The sequence below is a fragment of the Mycobacterium xenopi genome, from assembly GCF_009936235.1.
GTDB classification, from domain to species: Bacteria; Actinomycetota; Actinomycetes; order Mycobacteriales; family Mycobacteriaceae; genus Mycobacterium; species Mycobacterium xenopi.
In genome coordinates this window covers 3,056,022-3,075,105 of sequence record NZ_AP022314.1, presented here as the reverse complement: position 1 = coordinate 3,075,105, position 19,084 = coordinate 3,056,022, and the positions used below count along the sequence as shown (strand labels likewise).

Genomic DNA, 19,084 nt, shown 5'->3' with positions numbered 1-19,084 from the left:
TTACAAAAGTGGACCTTTGTTACGATCATGGGTCGGATCGCTTCACCAGGGGCTTTTGGTTGTACTCGGGCCACCCGGCTGAGCTACTGTCCATCGCCATGGACGACCGTGACAAAGACCCGGCGGTGGTCCTTTCCTATCTTGTGGGCAGGCCCCTCGCGGCCACGGAGGTCTACGAGGCGTTCGGGTATCGCAAATCGGCGTACTACAAGGCGGCTCGCGAGGGCAGGCTGATCACCGCGGACAACCTCATCAGGGCGGCCGAGTACTTCGGGCTAAACCCGGTCGACCTGCAGGTCCGCTACGGGTTGATCCCGCATGAGGCGGTCACCGAATACGTGGATTCGACGCCCCACCGGGTGAGACTGCGCGACCTGCAACCCGACCCGAGGAAGCCGCCTGTCTGACGGCATCGCGGGTAAGTTGGGTGGCGACAATGGTGTCTGCACTCATCCTCGCCACCCTGGCCGCCGTCTTTTACAGCCTGTGGATCCGCCGTGACACGTGGCGCTCCCGCTGGGAAGCCGGCGCGAGCCTCAACATCGCCCTGCAGGGCTGCGCGGTGTTGCTCATGTCGCCGTGGGCGTCGGCGAAATTGGGCCCGCCGCTGTACCACATCCTCAGGCGCTGGAATGTGGAGGATCTCCTCGGCCACCTGTGCCTGATCGCCGCGGTGACCGCCATCATCTACCACGGGTTGGCCCGGCTGGGCGACGAGCGCCAGCTGCGCGGCCTGTTTCGCCGCCAGGTCGAAATCCCGCTGCTGCTCGGTATTCCGTCGCTGGTAGCGGTGTTCGTCATCGCCGACGAGGGTTATCACCCGGACCTGTTCCCGGCCCACGTCAGCACGGTCTGGTTCGGCGCCTACTGGCTGGTGCTGGGGGTTTTGTTGATCTATTTGTTCAGCTACGCGGGCCGGGTGCTGCTGATTCTGCGCAAGGACCCGCGTTCGACGACGACGGTCAACCTCTATCTGATTTCAGCCGAGTTCGGGATCGCCGCGACCGCGATCCAGGTGATCACCGCTGAGATCGGCGTCGATATCACGTTGCCCGTCTGGCTGTGTGCCTGCCTGGCTGCGGTCGGGTTCGCCTATGGGTCGGCCCGATCCTGGCACGCCAAAGTCGCCTGGTTCACAAGCGGCAAAAACCCGCCGCCGCAATCGTCCCGCTAGAGCGGGCCGCGGGTCAGTCGAGGCGCACCGATTTGATCGTGACGTCCTCCGCCGGTTCGCCGTCGTCCTTACCACCGGCCACACCGGCATTGGCGATCTTGTCCAGGGTGGCCAGCCCATCCTGCTGAATCGTGCCGAACACCGTGTATTCCGGCGGCAGCTGCGAATCCTTGTACACCAGGAAGAACTGGCTGCCATTGGTATTCGGCCCGCTGTTGGCCATGGCCAAGGTGCCGCGCGGATACACCACCGGCTCGTGCACTGCCGGGTCGTCGGGCTTGTACTGGTCGGTGGGGTATTCGTTGGCGAATTGGTAGCCCGGTCCGCCCGTGCCGTCGCCCTTGGGGTCCCCACACTGCAGCACCCCCAAGGTCGGCGAGGTCGTCAGCCGGTGGCATCGAGTGTCGTCGAAGAACTTCTGACCGGCCAAGCTCGCGAAACTATTGACGGTGCACGGCGACCTGTCGTTGGCGAGCAGCAGGCCAATGTTGCCCCGGTTGGTGACCATGCTGACGCTGACCTGGGCCGGATCGGTCGGTACTTTGCCCGACCGCGGGGGCTGCACCGGTTTGCTCGCGGGGTCCGGCGACGGCGGGTACTGGCAGTTGGCACCCAGGTCGGCCGACGGCCTAAACGGCGGCAACGGCGGCACGCCCGGCGCGGCGGGGTGAGCAGAGGTGGACGCGGCCGTGCCCGTCTTCGCCGACGCGGTCTTGTGCTGGTGCTCGCGGTTGGTGAGCACCAGGGTCGCCACCACCGCGGCGATGACGACCACCGCCGCGACCGAACCGCCGACGATCATCAAGGCCCGGCGCCGGCGGGCTTGCTGGGCCCGACGCTCCAGTCGCCGTTCCAGTTTGCGCTTGGCCGCCGCCCGGCGTTGTTCGTTGCTCGGCACCGCCGCTACCCCTCCGCTGTTGTTGCCGTTGTTGTTGCCTCGAGTCTGGACAGAGTGTGCCAGCCAGCGGTGAATGCGGGTCGCACCACCCGGCCGCGTCGGCGGATGGGAGACTGGGGACCGTGTTGATCACCGGATTTCCGGCTGGACTGCTGCAGTGCAACTGCTACGTGGTGGCGCCCCACCCGGGAGCGGACGCCATCATCGTCGACCCCGGCCAGCGCGCGATGGGCCCGCTGCGGCGGATCCTCGACGAAAACCGGCTGACCCCGGCGGCCGTCCTGCTCACGCACGGTCACATCGACCACATCTGGTCGGCGCAGAAGGTGTCCGACACGTTCGGCTGCCCCGCCTATATCCACCCCGAGGACCGGTTCATGCTGACCGACCCGATCAAGGGTTTCGGGCCGCGTTTGGGCCAGCTGCTGTTCAGCGCCATGTTCCGCGAACCCAGACAGGTCGTCGAACTCGACCGCGACGGCGACAAGCTCGACCTGGCCGACATCACGGTCACCGTCGACCACACCCCGGGCCACACCCGCGGATCGGTGGTGTTCCGGGTCGATGGCGACGGGTCCGACGTGGTGTTCACCGGCGACACCCTGTTCGAGCGCTCGGTGGGGCGCACCGACCTGTTCGGCGGCAGCGGCCGCGACCTGCTGTGCTCGATCGTCGACAAGCTGCTGGTACTCGACGACAACACCCTGGTCCTGCCGGGCCACGGCCCGAAGACCACGATCGGCGCCGAGCGTCGATACAACCCATTCCTCGAAGGCCTGAGCCCGTGACCCAGTTCTCGGCACCCAAGGGTGTACCAGACTATGTTCCACCGGAGTCGGCGGGATTCGTCGCGGTCCGCGACGGCCTGCTCGACGCCGCCCGCCGGGCCGGGTACCGCGATATCGAGCTGCCGATCTTCGAAGACACCGCGCTGTTCGCCCGCGGGGTGGGCGAGTCCACCGACGTGGTGTCCAAGGAGATGTACACGTTCACCGACCGCGGCGACCGGTCGGTCACTCTGCGCCCCGAGGGCACCGCCGGTGTGGTGCGCGCGGTGATCGAGCACGGTCTCGACCGCGGCGCCCTGCCGATCAAACTGTGCTATGCGGGCCCGTTTTTCCGCTACGAGCGTCCCCAGGCCGGCCGCTACCGCCAGCTGCAACAGGTCGGCGTCGAGGCTATCGGTGTCGACGATCCCGCGCTGGACGCCGAGGTGATTGCGGTCGCCGACGCGGGGTTTCGTTCCCTGGGCCTGCGGGACTTCCGGCTGGAAATCACCTCGCTGGGCGACGAAACCTGTCGGCCTCAGTATCGAGAGTTGTTGCAGGACTTCCTGTTTCAGCTCGACCTGGATGAAGAAACTCGCAGGCGCGCCGAAATCAACCCGATGCGGGTGCTCGACGACAAGCGTCCCAAGGTCAAGGCGATGACCGCCGACGCGCCGGTGATGCTCGACCACCTCTCCGATGTCGCCAAACAGCACTTCGACACGGTGCTGGCCCACTTGGACGCGCTCGGCGTGCGCTATGTCATCAACCCGCGCATGGTGCGTGGCCTGGACTACTACACCAAGACCGCATTCGAGTTCGTCCATGACGGGCTGGGCGCGCAGTCCGGTATCGGCGGCGGCGGCCGCTACGACGGGCTGATGCGCCAGCTCGGCGGGGCCGATCTGTCCGGCATCGGCTTCGGGCTCGGCGTGGACCGGACACTGCTGGCCCTGCAAGCCGAGGGCAAGACGGTCGGGGAGGCCAGCCGGTGCGACGTGTTCGGCGTGCCGTTAAGCGAGCAGGCCAAGCTTCGGTTGGCGGTGTTGGCCGCCCAATTGCGGGCGGGTGGTCTGCGGGTGGATCTGGCCTACGGCGACCGCGGCCTCAAGGGCGCGATGCGCGCGGCGGACCGTTCCGGCGCGCGCATCGCGCTGGTCGCCGGCGACCGCGATATCGAAGCCAGCACCGTCGAGGTGAAGGACCTGTCGACAGGTGAACAGGTCAGTGTCGCGACGGATTCCCTTGTGGCCGAGGTACTTTCGCGGCTGCGCCGCTAGCCGCCACGCGGTCGGGTGAGGGTGAACTGGTCGACGACGCTGAGTGCACCGGCGGGCCCGCCCACCGCGTAATGTGTGACCTTGATCGAGGTAGTGCCGCCCGGCGCACCGGGGTCTACCTCGAATGCGGCGAAGCCGTAGGGGTTTTCGCGGTCGCGAAACGCCGACCACGGCGCCTCCTCGGTGAGGTAGATCGGCGCCTTGCGACCGATCGCGGCGTCGAATCCGCCGACGCCGGTCAGTACCCGGCATCGCGGCTGGGCGAAGAACAGCTTGTTGGACGGCGCCGACGTGCCGCCGCCACCGATGACGAGATGCACGGTTCCCCGGGTGGTGTCGACGACGTCGGTACGGGTATCGACGGGTATCGGTGTCCTGGTGTCGCCGCCCAGCACGCCGCGAACCGGGTGTGAACGCTCGTAGTGGTGTTCATGTCCGCACACCACCAAATCGACCTGGTAGCGGTCGAACAGCGGTAGCCACTCTTGGCGGATGCCCAGGTCGGCGCCGTTGGTGCGGTTGGTGGTCGAGATCGCGGTCTGATGCATGCACACCACGATCCAGTCGATCTCTGGGTCGTGCCGCGCATTGGCCAGTTCGGCTTCAAGCCAACGCTTTTGCGCACCGCCCGAGTAGCCGTGAATGTAGAAGTTTCCGCCGTCCTGGAAGCAGACGTCGTCGTTGTTGAGGCTGATCACTCGCAGCGAGCCGGCGGTGAACGAGTACCACAGGCCGCGGAATTGCGGGTCTGATCCCGAATCGGGCAGCGCGAAGTACGTTTGGTAGGCCGCGTAGCCGACCGGCCCGTTCCCGAGTTCGTTTTCGTGGTTGCCCGCCGCCGGCATCCATGGTCGATGGCGTGCCGAGCGGGTGTTGTTGTCGAACCAGTCGGTCCAGGTGCGCACCCGGTCGCGAGCCAGGTTGGCATAGCACAGGTCCCCGTTGACCAGGTTGAACAGCGGGCCGATGCGTTCGACTGCGGCGGTGATATCACCGGCGGCCGGCGATCCGAGGTTGTCGCTGGCATACGTGGTGCCGACCAGCCTGCCCAGCGTCGGCGTGGCCTGGTCGCCGAAGCTGGTGAAACACAACGGCTTTCGCCCCAACGGTGCAGTGCGAGCCGTTCCCAGCTCGGGGCTGGCGCCGTCGTGTACGGCGGCGTAGACATAGTCGGTGTCCGGTGTCAGGTTGTCCAGCACCGCGTGATTGACGCGAACCTCGGTGTTGGACTTGGCGTCCCGGTAAGTGCGGGTCTCTGCTGGCACGGTACGGCCGAACCCGGATCCCGGGGCGCCGACCATGACCCGCGGATTGCGCACGGCGTCGGTGGTATGCCAGGACACCACGACTTGGGTGGACGCGTTTTGGCCGAATTGCAAATGCAGACCGCGCACCGGCGGTGCGCGGCGCGGTCGGGCCGCTGCCACAGCGCGGGCCCGGGCCGATGGGACCGCGCCAAAACCGTGCCGCCCACCCCGAGGCCCGCGCCGACCACCGCCGACGCCGCGCCCGTCGCCAACAACGTCCGGCGGCTGATGCCCCGCTGTTGCGTGGCACCACCGTCGGCCGGTTCTGGGTCTTCGCTCACCCTATGCTTCATACCTGAATTGGGCGACGGTGGACATACGTGCCGGTGAACGCTCGCCGCGGCCGACTCCTCGGCACCGGCTAACTTCGGTTGGCGCCGGAGTCCTGGTGGGCGACGACGACGACCTCGGCGGGCACCTTGCCGACCGCGCGGAGTCGGTGGCTGACCGATGCGTCGAAGTAGGCGCTGTCACCGGCGCCGAGTTCGACGGCGCGGTCTCCGTATTGCAGTTCGACGGTCCCGGTGTGCACGAACACGAACTCTTGACCCGCATGCACCGGGTGCGGGTCATCGGTACTCGTTGCGGTCGGCCGAACTACGAAGGGCGACATCGACTTTCCTAATACACCCGATGCCAGCGCGACGTAGCGGCCTGGTTCGTGTGTGCGGTCGCCGGCGCGGTCGACGGTGATCTTCTCGTCGGTGGTCTGGTCGGAGAACAGTTGCGCCACATCGACATCGAGTGCCCGGGCAACCTTGAGGGCCACCGCGATCGAGGGTGTGCTCTGCCGGCGCTCGATCTTCGACAGGTAGCTCTTGGTCAAACCGGTTTGCTCGGCGAGCGACTGCAGGGTAAGACCGCGTTGCCTGCGCACGGCTCGCAGCAGCGCCGTCACCGGCGCTGCCCGTTCGTCGTCATGGTTGCATGATGACACAAGGTTTCCTATCGTGGCCATTGTTTCACAAGCTGTCGAGATACCGGAGCCCCCCGATGGCAACCACGTTCACCGACTCCAAAGCCGAGTTGATGCGTCGCGCCCAGGAGCGGCTGGCCGCCAACGTCGGGGAGTCGGGATTGACTGCCCGCCAGAAGCTGGCGCTGACCTGTCGCGCCTTGTTTGACGCCGGCCACGATTCGGGGCTGGCCGGGCAGATCACCGCACGGGCCGAGCAGCCCGGCACGTACTACACCCAGCGGCTGGGGCTGGGGTTCGACGAGATCACCGACGCCAATCTGCTGCTTGTCGACGAGGACCTCAACGTGCTCGACGGCGAGGGAATGGCCAACCCCGCCAACCGCTTTCACAGCTGGATCTACCGCGCGCGGCCCGACGTCCAGTGCATCGTGCACACCCACGCGTTCCACTGCGCGGCGCTGTCGATGCTCGAGGTTCCGCTGATCGTGTCGCAGATGGACACCACGCCGCTCTACGACGACTGCGCGTTTCTGGCCGACTGGCCGGGCGTTCCGGTGGGCAACGAGGAGGGGGAGATCATCAGCGCCGCCCTCGGCGACAAGAAGGCGATCCTGCTCGCCCACCACGGTCAGGTGGTCGCCGGTGCCAGCATCGAAGAAGCTTGTTCGCTGGCGATGCTCATCGAACGCGCGGCCAAGCTGCAGCTGGCCGCGATGGCGGCCGGCACGATCAAGGAGCTTCCCGAAAAACTGGCCCGCGAGGCCCACGATTGGACCCTGCGACCCGAGCGCAGCCGGGCGAACTTCGCCTACTACGCGCGTCGGGCGCTCAAGCGCCACCCTGACGTCTTGACCAGTTGAGGAGCCTATAGTGCCCAACATCCACGGCATCATCGCCTACCCGGTGACCCCGTTCGCCACCGATTCGGCCGGCACCATCGACACCGCGGCACTGAGCGCACTGGTGGAGCGGCTGGTGGGCGCCGGCGTTCACGCGATCGCACCGCTCGGCAGCACCGGTGAGCTGGCCTATCTCGACGAGTACGAGTTCGACACCGTGGTCGACACCACCATCGCCGCCGTGGGCGGCCGGGTGCCCGTCGTCGTCGGGGTGTCAGATGTCACCACCGCCAAGACAATTCGGCGCGCCCAGTATGCCCAGAAAGCCGGCGCCGACGCGGTGATGGTCCTGCCGGTGTCCTACTGGAAGCTCACCGAGCGCGAAATCGTCGAGCACTACCGCAGTGTCGGCGAGGCGATCGGGATTCCGATCATGGCGTACAACAACCCCGCCACCAGCGGTATCGACATGAAGCCCGAGCTGCTGGTGCGGATGTTCGAGACCATCGACAACCTGGCCATGGTCAAGGAGTCCACCGGCGACCTGTCGCGAATGCAGCGCATTGCCGAGCTCAGCGGTGGCCGGCTGCCGTTCTACAACGGCAGCAACCCGCTGGTGCTCGACGCGCTGAAAGCCGGCGCAGCCGGATGGTGCACCGCCGCACCGTGTTTGCGCCCACAACCGTGCATCGAGCTGTACGACGCAGTGCGCGCCGGCGACATGGACAAGGCGCGCAAGCTCTACGAGATGCTCAAGCCGCTGCTGGAGTTCATCGTGGCGGGCGGGCTGGCCACCACGGTCAAGGCGGGGTTAGACCTCCTCGGGGTTGGCGTGGGTGATCCCCGCCGGCCGCTGCTGCCACTCGACGACGCGGGCCGGGCCAGGCTGCGGGAGTTGCTCGCCGAGGTGTAAGCGGTTGTCGCGCCGCCTTGACATCGGCTCGAACAAGAGTTCGAATAGGGGATATGCGCTGGGACCCGCAGGGCATCGACGTCGACGACGGCGCTTTGCCCGGCTTGGAGCGCATCGGCTTCGTCCGCAGTGTGCGCACACCACAATTCGACGGCATCACTTTTCACGAAGTGCTGTGCAAGTCCGCGCTCAACAAGGTTCCCAACGCCTCGATGCTGCCCTTCCGATACACCGTCAACGGGTATCGCGGTTGCTCACACGCCTGCCGCTACTGTTTCGCGCGGCCCACCCATGAATACCTCGATCTGGACTGTGGCAACGACTTCGACACCCAGATCATCGTCAAGACCAACATCGTCGAGGTGCTGCGCCGGGAGCTGCGTCGCAGCTCGTGGCGCCGCGAGAAGGTGGCGCTGGGCACCAATACCGACCCTTACCAACGGGCCGAGGGCCGCTACGCGTTGATGCCGGGCATCATCGGCGCGCTGGCCGAATCGGGCACCCCGCTGTCGATCCTGACCAAGGGCACGCTGCTGCGCCGCGACCTGCCGCTGATCGCGCGGGCCGCCGCACAGGTGCCGGTCGGTGTCGCGGTGTCGCTGGCGGTGGCCGATCCCGCGCTGCACAAGGACGTCGAACCGGGCACACCGAGTCCGCAGGCCCGACTCGGGTTGATCGCCGCGGTCCGCGACGCCGGTTTGGACTGCCACGTCATGGTGGCTCCGGTGCTGCCGTATCTGACCGATTCCGCTGAACACCTGGAGGCATTGGTGCGCGACATCGCCGCCGCCGGCGCGACGGGTGCCACGGTGTTGGGGCTGCATCTGCGGGGGTCGACCCGCGGCTGGTTCATGTCGTGGCTGGCGCGGTCACATCCGGAGCTGGTCGCGCGCTATCGCGAATTGTACGGGCGCGCAGCCTATTTGCCGTCGTGGTACCGGGCCGCATTGCGCGAGCGGGTGGCGCCGCTGCTGGCCCGCTACGGCTTGGCCGGAGAGCAGCGGGCAGGCGCGCACACCACTGCCGCACCGGCCGCCGCGGCACCGGAGCCGACGCTGTTCTAGCGTTCTAGCGGCCCTAGCCCAGATCGGCGGCGTGGAAGGTGTCGCACTTGTTCGGGTCACCGGTCTGATAGCCGACGGTGAACCAGTGCTGGCGCTGCGCGGACGACCCGTGCGTCCACGACTCCGGGTTGGTGCGCCCGGTCGCCCTGCGCTGGATGCGGTCGTCACCGACGGAGGCAGCGGCCGACAGTGCGTCGTGAATGTCTTGGTCGGTCAGCGGCTGCAAGAACGGCACCCCGGTGCTTTCCTGACGGACCGTCGCCGCGTAATGCGCCCACACGCCGGCATAGCAGTCGGCTTGCAGCTCCGTGCGCACGCCGTTGCCGCCGGCGCCTTGCGCGCCCTGCTGGGCGCGACCCAAGACCCCCGCCAGGTCCTGCACATGATGGCCGAACTCGTGCGCCACGACATACTCCTGCGCCAACGGCCCACCGCTGGAACCGAATTGGTCCTTGAGTACCTGGAAGAAGTCGGTGTCGAAGTAAGCGGTCTGATCCACCGGGCAATAGAATGGCCCGACCTCGCTGGTGGCCGGCCCGCAGCCGGTGTCCACCGCGCCGCTGAACAGCCGCACATGCGGGCGGGTGTAGCCGGGAAGCAGCTGCTTCCAGACCGCGTCGACGGAGTTGCCGGTGGCCACCACGCGGCACTGCACGTATTTGTTGGCGTCGGCACCGGTCCGGCACCTGGCCAAGTCGAAACCTGGCGCGGTGTTCTCGTAGGTGTTGACCGGCTGCTGGCTCAACACGTTGCCGGGATCGACGCCGAGCAGCATCGCCACCACGGCGATCACCAGCCCGCCGAGGCCACCGCCGATCGCGATCGTTCGCCCACCGAAGCCTCCCGATGTCGAGGTGGTCCTGGTGTCGATCTGCATACCCTCGTTGAAGGTCATGGCGCGCTCTCCGTTGCATCTGTTCGCGGCTGGCTGTCAGCGCCGGCGTCTTTCGGGGGCGAAACCGGCGCGGCGCCAAAGCGTCTGTCGGTGTAGGTGCGCAGGTTGGCGAGGAACCGGCGGAGCATTCGATTCAGCAGCGGCCGGCCGACGAACATCGCCAGCCGAGCGAAGCCGGCGGGCTTTTGCGCCATCGTCCACGTCAACCGGCACCCTCCGGGCATGGCCTCGACGCGATAGTCCTCAGCGAACGCCGCGACAGCGGGTGTGGAGCAGTTGTTGAACCGAAAAGCCATGCGAGTGAACGGTTCCCAGGCGAGGAACTCCTCGTCGCCGACGATGCCGCCGCGCATGTCGACGATGCGGGTGGCGCCGACTCCGCGCGGCTCGGGACTGGTCCATGTCACCTTGGTGATCACCGTCGCCCACTGGGGCCACGACTGCGGGTCGGCGAGCACCTCGAACAGCTGCTCGGGCGTGATGGCGAGTTCGACGCTGTTGCGGAATCGATACGGCGCGGTCTCGATGAAGCCCAGGTCGACGCGTTCGCACGGAAGCATGGCCCTAGACACTAGCCGGGTCCGTCGCTGGCCGCGGCCAGTAGGGGCACGACCACGTCACTGATCGGTGTGGGCAGGCCGTGCGCGCGGGCCTTGCGGACGATCACCCCGTTGCGGATGTCCCACTCCAGCTTTCGGCCCGCTTGCCGGTCGGCCAGCATCGAGGTGCCCATGTCGACGGGACCGCGACGGAAAAGCCCGAGCATCTCGTCGACGACATCGTCACCCAGGCGCGCCCCTTCGGCTTGGGCGACGGCCAGGCATTCGGCGAGGTAGCAGCGTGACAGGACCGCGATATCGTCGCGGCGAAACATTCCCGATCTCCGGCCGGTCAGCACCATCAGCCCCGCCAGTGCGTTCACCAGCAGCTTGCGCCAGGCCGCGGTGACGAAGTCGGGCTCGCAGTCCACCGGGCAACCGGCGGCGCGCAGCAGTTCCGCGATGATTTCGGCGGCGGGTCCGGACGGCAGCACCAGCCGGGGTTCGCTCCGTAACCACACCCAGCCGCCCGGCTGGGTTTCGGCCCCGAACCAGACGATGCCGGGCACCACGGCCGACGACGGGCAGTGCGGGTGCACCTGCTCGACCTGTTCAATGCCGTTTTGCAGCACGACGACCACGGTGTGTTCGTCGCACAGCCGGGCAAGCCAGGCGCCGGCGTCAGCGTTGTGGGTGGCTTTCACGGCAAACACGACGACGTCGACGCAGCCGGTGATCTCGCCCGGATCGGTGTGCACCGGCCCGGGCACGATGATCGGGTCCGCACCGTCGGGGCGCACTTCGATCTGCTCGCGCGCGGTGCGCCCGCACAGCAACACCGGATGGCCGGCGGCGTGCAGATACGCTGCGACCGTCGCACCGACGGCACCCGGACCGACAACCGCAATCTGTGTGGTGATGCACAGAAGTTAGCAACCGCACCGGCCATCTACACTGGGCAGTCGTTTCCGAGCATCGCCGAGGGAGTATTTGTGCTGCGCAGTCACGCCGCCGGTGCGTTGCGCGCCGCCGACGCCGGGCAGAAGGTGACATTGGCCGGCTGGGTGGCGCGCCGTCGCGACCACGGCGGGGTGATCTTCATCGACCTGCGCGACGCCTCGGGCATCTCACAGGTGGTGTTCCGCGCCGCCGACGTCCTGGAGCAGGCGCACCGGTTGCGCGCGGAGTTCTGCGTGGCCGTCGAGGGTGTGGTCGAAATCCGCCCGCGGGGCAACGAGAATCCCGACTTGGCCACCGGTGAGGTCGAAGTCAACGCGACGTCGCTGACGGTGCTGGGCGAGTGCGCGCCGCTACCGTTTCAGCTCGACGAGCCGGCCGGTGAGGAGCTGCGGCTCAAATACCGCTACCTCGACCTGCGCCGCGACGGGCCGGGCTCGGCGATTCGGTTGCGCTCCAAGGTAAATGCCGCTGCCCGTGAGGTACTGGCCCGGCACAACTTCGTCGAGATCGAGACACCGACGCTGACCCGCTCGACTCCAGAGGGTGCCCGCGATTTCTTGGTGCCGGCACGGCTGCAGCCGGGTTCGTTCTACGCGCTGCCGCAAAGCCCGCAGTTGTTCAAGCAGCTGTTGATGGTCGCCGGGATGGAGCGCTACTACCAGATCGCCCGCTGTTATCGCGACGAGGACTTCCGCGCCGACCGGCAGCCGGAATTCACCCAGCTCGACATGGAGATGAGCTTCGTCAGCGCCGACGACGTGATCGCGATCTCCGAAGAGATCCTGGCGGCGCTGTGGGCGCTGATCGGCTACCAACTGCCCACCCCTATTCCGCGGATCAGCTACGCCGAAGCCATGCGCCGCTACGGCACCGACAAACCTGACATGCGGTTCGGGCTGGAGCTGGTGGAGTGCACAGAGTTCTTCGCCGACACGCCTTTTCGGGTGTTTCAGGCGCCGTATGTCGGTGCGGTGGTGATGCCGGGCGGGGCATCGCAACCGCGCCGCACGCTCGACGGCTGGCAGGACTGGGCCAAACAGCGTGGCCACAGGGGATTGGCTTATGTGCTGGTGGGAAACGACGGCACACTGAGCGGACCGGTGGCCAAGAACCTCTCGGACGCCGAGCGCGCCGGTCTGGCCGCCCACGTCGGGGCGAAACCGGGGGACTGCGTGTTCTTTTCGGCAGGCCCGGCGAAGTCGTCTCGCGCGTTGCTCGGCGCTGCCCGCGTCGAAATCGCCAAACGGTTGGGCCTGATCGACCCGAACGCGTGGGCGTTCGTCTGGGTGGTGGACCCGCCGCTGTTCGAGCCCGCCGACGAGGCCACGGCGGCCGGTGAGGTGACCGTGGGCACCGGCGCGTGGACGGCGGTGCATCACGCATTCACGGCACCCAAACCCGAATGGGAGGACCGCATCGAATCCGATCCCGGGGCGGTGCTGGCCGACGCATACGACATCGTCTGCAACGGGCATGAGATCGGTGGCGGTTCTATTCGTATCCACCGCCGCGACATCCAAGAGCGGGTGTTCGCGGTGATGGGCCTCGACAAGGTGCAAGCAGAAGAGAAGTTCGGGTTCTTGCTGGAGGCGTTCATGTTTGGCGCGCCCCCGCACGGCGGCATCGCGTTCGGGTGGGACCGGATCACCGCGCTGCTGGCCGGGATGGATTCGATCCGCGAGGTCATCGCGTTCCCCAAGACCGGCGGAGGGGTCGACCCGCTGACCGAGGCGCCCGCGCCGATCACCGCGCAGCAGCGCAAGGAGTCCGGCATCGACGTCGTTCCTGAGCACCGCGATCGACGGTAGCCACAGCGGGTGCGGACGTGCATCCTGCCTGGGTGCACCGTGATCGCCCCGCGAATTACCGCCGGACGAACGGGACGCGATATTTCCCAAAGTCGCGGCTGCCGCGCCGAGTTTCGCCGACCGCCAGGCCAAAACCAGCCGGGTGATCGCACTTTTCGAGCTGCAGCCGGTGAATTAGCCGCTGTCGATCACGAGCCGATCACATCACCCCGCGCGCAGTCACCCATGTGCGGTCGAGTGCTTCTAATGCGGAATCGCTTTGGACCAAAGCTTTTTCAGGGCGGACTGCACCGGATGGCCGGATCGCAGGATGTTGACCACTTCCGACGGGAACAGGGCTTGGTTTGGGCCGCATTTGGGCCACGCCTCGGGTCCCTGAGTGGCCAGGACCCGTTCGGCCACTGCGATCTGCTGCTCGCGGGTGGCGTCGGCCGGCGAGCCCACGCCGCCGTTGGCGTCCCACGTCGACTGCTTGAATTGCAGGCCGCCGTATCGCCCGTTGCCGGTGTCGGCGTGCCAGTCACTGCCTGACTCGCATTCGGCGACGGCGTCCCAGTTGACGCTATCCGCGTAGGCCACGCCCGTTGTGTGATCGGTGAACATCGAGATGGCGACGACGATGACCGCGGCCCTGGTGAATGTCTTGGGCAGGGTTTCCGCTCGCGGCGCTCCGCTGAAATTCGCCATTAAACACGTGTAACAAAGGGCCGTGAAAATTGTCAACAGTTGTGCCGGAAATTGTTTAGCGGGATGGATGATTTCCTGGTGTTATGAGTCAATAAAAGTCAATTCTGTGTTTGCTGATGCAAAAGATATTAGATTGGCAATTGGTATTTAAAGAGGCAAAAAATATCTAGAGTGACTGATGTTGCGAATGTTGTTGGAGTTGTCTGCCGGTCCAAAGCCGGACGATACCTGGCATCCGCGCCCAGTCACGCCTCGGTGAGCCAGTCCCGCAGCTTGGCGTAGATCTGCGGGTGGTTGAGCAGCTCGAGGTGGTGCAGTCCGGTCAGGGTGAGCCCGTGTTGCGGCGCGAACGGGATCTGTCGCGACCGGCCGCGCCCGGACGCGCTGTGCGCGCGTACCCATAATGGCTGTGGGTATGCCGGACAGCAGCGCGGGCCGAGAGGGCAGGAGGTGCGGCGGTGTCGTTGCCGCGAGGGGCGTCGCCCGATGCCCGGCCGACGTCACCCGATCGTGACCGGTTGGTGGCCGGCTACCGCGCGGCGCGCACCCAGGAGGCCCTGTTCGACCTGCGCGCAGACCGTTCGGGTTTCGGGGCGACCGGGTACGACGAATTCGTCGACGCCTCCGGCGACATCCGGCCGGGCTGGTCGGAGCTCGCCGAGGTGGTCGGGATGCGGGGACGTGCCGGTTTGGAGCGGCTGCGCGAAGCGGTGAGCGCCCTCGTCGACCACGACGGCATCACCTACATTGCGATCGACCACCACGACCCCGACGGGCTTGGCACCGCCGCGCCCCAGCCGTGGCGCCTGGACGGCCTGCCGCTGCTGGTCTCGCCCGAGGACTGGGCCACGCTGGAAGCCGGTGTGGTCCAACGCAGCCGGCTGCTCGACGCGATCCTGGTCGACCTGTACGGGCCGCAGCGGGCCATCACCAGCGGGGTATTGCCGCCCCAGCTGCTGTTCGCGCATCCCGGTTACGTGCGGGCGGCGCGGGGGATCGAAATACCCGGCCGCCACCAACTGTTCCTGCACGGCTGCGATGTCAGCCGGGACCGGTCCGGCGGTTTTCTCGTCAACGCCGACTGGACGCAGGCACCGTCGGGCGCCGGCTACGCGCTGGCCGACCGTCGTGTCATCGTGCACGCTGCCCCCGACCTCTACGAGCGATTCGGCCCGCGACCGACCGCACCGTTCGCCCAGGCGCTGCGGCTGGCGCTGATCGAGGCCGCGCCCGAGACCGCCGAGGACCCGGTCGTGGTCGTGCTCAGCCCGGGCATCCACTCCGAGACCGCATTCGACCAGGCCTACCTGGCCTCGGTGCTGGGCTTTCCGCTGGTGGAAAGCGCCGACCTGGTGGTCCGCGATGGCACGCTGTGGATGCGGTCGCTGGGCACGCTCAAACGCGTCGACGTGGTGTTGCGCCGAGTCGACGCCGACTACGCCGATCCGTTGGATCTGCGTTCGGACTCTCAGCTGGGGGTGGTCGGGCTGGTCGAGGTGCAGCGCCGCGGCGCGGTGACAGTGGTCAACACACTCGGTAGTGGGGTCCTGGAAAGCCCTGGGCTGCTGCGGTTCTTGCCCGAGCTGGCCGAGCAGCTGCTCGGCGAAACCCCGCAGCTGCACACCGCACCGCTGTATTGGGGCGGTATCGACGCCGAGCGCTCACACCTGCTGGCCAACCTGTCGTCGCTGCTGATCAAGCCGACTACCGGCGGGCGGCCCATCGTGGGGCCCGCGCTGTCGTCGCAGCAGCGCGACACGCTGGCCGCGCGCATCGAGGCGACACCGTGGCAGTGGGTCGGGCAGGAGCTGCCGCAGTTCTCCTCGGCACCCACCGATCAGATGGCGGCAGCCAGCGTCGGACTGCGGCTTTTCACCGTGTCCCAGCGCGGCGGCTACGCGCCGATGGTGGGCGGCCTGGGCTACGTGCTGGCCCCCGGCAACGACGCCTACCTGCTGAAAACTGTTGCTGCCAAAGATGTTTGGGTACGTCCGCCGGTGCGGGCACAGGCGGAGCTGACGGTGACCGCACCCCCGCCCGAGCGGCCCACGCCGACGCCGGCCGGCACCCGCGGCATCAGCTCACCGCGGGTGCTGTCCGACCTGTTCTGGCTGGGCCGCTACGGCGAACGCGCCGAAAGCATGGCCCGGCTGCTGAGCATCGTCCGCGACCGCTACCACGACTACCGCTCCCAGCCCGACGGCGAAGGGCGCGAATGCGTGTCGGTGCTGCTGGCCGCGCTGCAGCAGATCACCGGCGCCGACGGTGCCGACGCCGCGGCCGTTGCCGCCACACCGCGCACATTGTGGTCGCTGACCGTCGACCGGGAGCGCTCCGGGTCGCTGGCCCAGTCGGTCGAACGGCTCGGGCTGTCCGCCCGGGCGGTGCGCGACCAGATGTCCAACGACACGTGGATGGTGCTCGGCGGCGTGGAACGCGCGCTGGCCCAGCTGGCCGCCCAGCGGCCCAACGGCCAACCCGAAGACGACACCGCGCTGGCGTCCACGCACGCCCTGACCCTGGCGGGAATGCTGGCCCTGTCCGGGGTGGCCGCCGAGTCGATGGTGCGCGACGTCGACTGGACCATGACCGACATCGGCAAACGGATCGAGCGCGGCCTGTTTCTCACTGCGCTGCTGCGCGCCACGCTGGGCACCGCGCGCAGTCGCGCCGCCGAGCAGCTGATCGTCGAGTCGGTCCTGGTGGCCTGCGAGTCGTCGGTGATCTATCTTCGGCGCAACCTGGGCGCCGTTAGTGTGGCCGCTGTGGCCGATCTGGTGCTCGTCGAGGCGGAAAATCCGCGGTCGCTGGTCTACCAGCTGGAGCGGTTGCGGGCGAACCTGAAAGCACTGCCCGGGGCGTCGGGCTCGTCGCGGGCGGAGCGGCTGGTCGAAGAGCTCAGCACCCGGCTGCGCCGCATGGACCCGGCCGACCTGGAGGACGTCAACGCCGCGGGAGAGCGCACGGAGCTGACCGACCTGCTCGACGGTGTACACCGCGGGCTGCGTGACCTGTCGGGCATCATCACCGCCACCCAACTCTCGCTGCCCGGGGCGATGCACCCGCTGTCCGGGCCAGTCCGCCGCCGGATGGCGCCGTGACCTCGCCCGAAGGCCCACGCCGCTACCGGGTCACTCACCGCACCGAATACCGCTATTCCGACGTGGTCACCAGCTCCTACGGGCGCGGTTTTCTCACTCCCCGCGACCTGCCCGGCCAGCGCTGCCTGTCCCACGAATTGCGCATCGACCCGCCACCGGCCGACAGTTCGCTCAGCCGCGACGTCTACGGCAACATCAGCTCCTATTTACACGTCACCGAGCCGCACCGGGTGCTGACCGTCACCAGCGACTCGGTCGTCGAAGTCGATCCGCCGCCTGACGAGCTGTACGGCAGCGGGTCGGCGTGGGCACCGTGGGAGGACGCCCGCCCTACGGCGCCGGACGGCGCACTGGCCATCGAGTTCACCCTCGACCTGGATCCGCCGCAGATCACCGACGAGGTACGTGACTATGCCGCCCCGAGCTTTGCTCCGCGGCGTCGGTTGATCGACGTGCTGCGCGAGCTGAGCTCACGCATCCACGCGGACTTCACCTACCGCTCCGGCGCGACGACGGTGTCCACCGGGGTCCACGAGATGCTGGTGGCGCGCGAGGGGGTGTGCCAGGACTTCACCCGGCTGGCGATCGCTTGCCTGCGGGCCAACGGCCTTGCCGCGCGCTATGTGTCGGGTTATCTGGCCACCGACCCGCCGCCGGGCAAGGAACGCATGGTCGGCATCGACGCCACCCACGCCTGGGTGGAGGTGTGGACGCCGGAAAATCGTTGGCTGGGAATGGATCCCACCAACAACCAGATGGTCGACGAACGTTACATCGTGGTGGGCCAGGGTCGCGACTACGCCGATGTGCCCCCGCTGCGCGGCATCATCTACACCAACTCCGAAAACAGCGAGATCGACGTCGCCGTCGACGTGGTGCCCTGCGCCGGGGGAGTGTTGCATGCGTGACTTCGTGTGCCCCAACTGCGGTCAGCGCTTGACATTCGAGAACTCGGTGTGTTTGTCGTGCGGTTCCGCGCTGGGCTTTTCGCTCCCCGACATGGCGTTGCTGGTGATCACCAACGGCTCCCAGCGCGGTCACGCCGGAACCGTCAGCGCCACCGAATACCAGCTGTGCGCCAATATGCATCTGGCGGAATGCAATTGGTTGGTGCCCGTCAAGGAGGGCGGGCTTTGCGCTTCCTGCAAGCTGACCCGTTGTCGACCCAACGACTCCGACACCAAGGCGCTGGCCGCCTTTGCGCGCGCCGAGCGGGCCAAACGACGGCTGATCGTCGAGCTCTACGAGTTGAAGCTGCCGATCATCGGGCGCGATCGCGACCCCGACTACGGGCTGGCGTTCGACCTGCTCTCCAGCGCACACCAGCAGGTGATGACCGGACACCACAACGGCGTCATCACACTGGATTTGGCCGAGGGCGACGACGTGCACCGGGAACAGCTACGCGTCGAGATGGGCGAGCCGTACCGCACGCTGCTCGGGCACTTCCGCCACGAGATCGGCCACTACTACTTCTACCGGCTGATCGACACGTCACCGGGTTACCTGGCCCGGTTTCGCGAGCTGTTCGGCGACCCTGACGCCGACTACCAGGCCGCGCTGGATCGACATTACCGCGAGGGTGCGCCCGCGGGCTGGGAGCAGCGCTTCGTGTCGTCGTATGCCACCATGCACCCGAGCGAGGATTGGGCCGAAACCTTCGCCCACTACTTGCACATCCGCGACGCGTTGGACACTTCGGCTTCTTGCGGGCTTGCCCCGGCCGCGGCCACGTTCGAGCGTCCCCCGCTGGGGCCCAGCGCTTTCCGGAAGATCATCGAAATGTGGCTGCCGCTGTCGTGGTCGCTGAACATGGTGAACCGCTCGATGGGACACGACGATCTCTACCCGTTCGTGCTGCCGGCCGCCGTGCTGGACAAGATGGGTTTCATCCACACCGTCATCGACGAGGTGACCCGCACCGGGTAAGCCA

17 protein-coding genes and 2 pseudogenes are annotated in these 19,084 nt (G+C 67.3%); 12 read left to right on the top strand and 7 right to left on the bottom strand.

Annotated features, from left to right (window positions below):
* Positions 1-98: 98 nt before the first annotated feature.
* On the top strand, positions 99-407 hold the full coding sequence (locus MYXE_RS14320; RefSeq protein WP_039889773.1) for a hypothetical protein: 309 nt from the start codon (positions 99-101) through the stop codon (positions 405-407).
* Between the two features lie 29 nt (positions 408-436).
* Complete coding sequence (locus MYXE_RS14315; protein ID WP_085198564.1) at positions 437-1,174, top strand: hypothetical protein; 738 nt, start codon at positions 437-439, stop codon at positions 1,172-1,174.
* 13 nt (positions 1,175-1,187) lie between these two features.
* Here MYXE_RS14315 and MYXE_RS14310 read toward each other — a convergent pair whose 3' ends face one another.
* On the bottom strand, positions 1,188-2,072 hold the full coding sequence (locus MYXE_RS14310) for a peptidylprolyl isomerase (protein ID WP_085198562.1): 885 nt from the start codon (positions 2,070-2,072) through the stop codon (positions 1,188-1,190).
* A 122-nt stretch (positions 2,073-2,194) separates the two neighbouring features.
* On the opposite strand from MYXE_RS14310, the gene MYXE_RS14305 reads away from it, so the two are divergent.
* Both MYXE_RS14305 and hisS read left to right on the top strand, forming a co-directional pair.
* Entirely contained in the window at positions 2,195-2,860 is a 666-nt protein-coding gene (locus tag MYXE_RS14305; RefSeq protein ID WP_085198560.1) for an MBL fold metallo-hydrolase, read from the top strand.
* Positions 2,857-4,119 carry a histidine--tRNA ligase gene (gene hisS / locus MYXE_RS14300; RefSeq protein WP_003919998.1) on the top strand — a complete coding sequence of 421 codons (1,263 nt, stop codon included), beginning with the start codon at positions 2,857-2,859 and terminating at the stop codon, positions 4,117-4,119. Before MYXE_RS14305 ends, hisS begins: the two co-directional genes overlap by 4 nt.
* Here hisS and MYXE_RS14295 read toward each other — a convergent pair.
* Together MYXE_RS14295 and MYXE_RS14290 are read right to left on the bottom strand one after the other, a co-directional pair.
* Positions 4,116-5,719: pseudogene (locus MYXE_RS14295) on the bottom strand (purple acid phosphatase family protein). The gene hisS and the pseudogene MYXE_RS14295 sit on opposite strands and share 4 nt — an antisense overlap.
* Before the next feature lie 68 nt (positions 5,720-5,787).
* A complete protein-coding gene (locus MYXE_RS14290; RefSeq protein ID WP_085198663.1) occupies positions 5,788-6,324 on the bottom strand; it encodes a helix-turn-helix domain-containing protein in 537 nt (178 codons plus the stop codon).
* Positions 6,325-6,419: 95 nt separating this feature from the next.
* On the opposite strand from MYXE_RS14290, the gene MYXE_RS14285 reads away from it, so the two are divergent.
* From MYXE_RS14285 to MYXE_RS14275, 3 genes are read left to right on the top strand one after another with little or no spacing between them, the layout of a single operon-like run.
* Complete coding sequence (locus tag MYXE_RS14285; RefSeq protein WP_085198556.1) at positions 6,420-7,205, top strand: aldolase; 786 nt, start codon at positions 6,420-6,422, stop codon at positions 7,203-7,205.
* 10 nt (positions 7,206-7,215) lie between these two features.
* The gene (locus tag MYXE_RS14280; RefSeq protein ID WP_003920002.1) at positions 7,216-8,097 is read left to right on the top strand and encodes a dihydrodipicolinate synthase family protein; all 882 of its coding nucleotides are present in this window, start codon (positions 7,216-7,218) and stop codon (positions 8,095-8,097) included.
* Between the two features lie 53 nt (positions 8,098-8,150).
* Positions 8,151-9,161, top strand: a complete 1,011-nt coding sequence (locus tag MYXE_RS14275) for an Rv2578c family radical SAM protein (RefSeq protein ID WP_003920003.1) — start codon at positions 8,151-8,153, stop codon at positions 9,159-9,161.
* A gap of 13 nt (positions 9,162-9,174) precedes the next feature.
* Here the strand turns inward: MYXE_RS14275 and ypfJ are convergent, their stop codons facing one another.
* From ypfJ to MYXE_RS14260, 3 genes are read right to left on the bottom strand one after another with little or no spacing between them, the layout of a single operon-like run.
* Positions 9,175-10,056: a KPN_02809 family neutral zinc metallopeptidase gene (gene ypfJ / locus MYXE_RS14270; RefSeq protein ID WP_085198554.1), complete on the bottom strand. Its 882-nt coding sequence runs from the start codon at positions 10,054-10,056 to the stop codon at positions 9,175-9,177.
* Positions 10,053-10,616, bottom strand: a complete 564-nt coding sequence (locus MYXE_RS14265; protein ID WP_003920005.1) for an SRPBCC family protein — start codon at positions 10,614-10,616, stop codon at positions 10,053-10,055. Before MYXE_RS14265 ends, ypfJ begins: the two co-directional genes overlap by 4 nt.
* Positions 10,617-10,627: 11 nt before the next feature.
* Entirely contained in the window at positions 10,628-11,515 is an 888-nt protein-coding gene (locus MYXE_RS14260; protein WP_169714222.1) for an oxidoreductase, read from the bottom strand.
* Between the two features lie 72 nt (positions 11,516-11,587).
* On the opposite strand from MYXE_RS14260, the gene aspS reads away from it, so the two are divergent.
* Positions 11,588-13,363 carry an aspartate--tRNA ligase gene (aspS, locus tag MYXE_RS14255; RefSeq protein WP_003920007.1) on the top strand — a complete coding sequence of 592 codons (1,776 nt, stop codon included), beginning with the start codon at positions 11,588-11,590 and terminating at the stop codon, positions 13,361-13,363.
* A 5-nt stretch (positions 13,364-13,368) separates the two neighbouring features.
* A pseudogene (locus tag MYXE_RS24580) lies at positions 13,369-13,541 on the top strand (PNPOx family protein); the annotation flags it as partial.
* Positions 13,542-13,606: 65 nt separating this feature from the next.
* Here the strand turns inward: MYXE_RS24580 and MYXE_RS14245 are convergent.
* Positions 13,607-14,050 (bottom strand): transglycosylase family protein, encoded by a 444-nt coding sequence (locus tag MYXE_RS14245; protein WP_003920008.1) that lies wholly within the window; start codon positions 14,048-14,050, stop codon positions 13,607-13,609.
* A gap of 458 nt (positions 14,051-14,508) precedes the next feature.
* On the opposite strand from MYXE_RS14245, the gene MYXE_RS14240 reads away from it, so the two are divergent.
* Genes MYXE_RS14240 through MYXE_RS14230 form a run of 3 tightly spaced genes read left to right on the top strand, consistent with a single transcriptional unit; the run spans position 14,509 to position 19,080 of the window.
* Entirely contained in the window at positions 14,509-17,151 is a 2,643-nt protein-coding gene (locus MYXE_RS14240) for a circularly permuted type 2 ATP-grasp protein (RefSeq protein WP_085198550.1), read from the top strand.
* Positions 17,148-18,059, top strand: a complete 912-nt coding sequence (locus MYXE_RS14235) for a transglutaminase family protein (RefSeq protein WP_085198548.1) — start codon at positions 17,148-17,150, stop codon at positions 18,057-18,059. Before MYXE_RS14240 ends, MYXE_RS14235 begins: the two co-directional genes overlap by 4 nt.
* On the top strand, positions 18,052-19,080 hold the full coding sequence (locus tag MYXE_RS14230) for a zinc-binding metallopeptidase family protein (RefSeq protein ID WP_003920011.1): 1,029 nt from the start codon (positions 18,052-18,054) through the stop codon (positions 19,078-19,080). Before MYXE_RS14235 ends, MYXE_RS14230 begins: the two co-directional genes overlap by 8 nt.
* Positions 19,081-19,084: the final 4 nt, after the last annotated feature.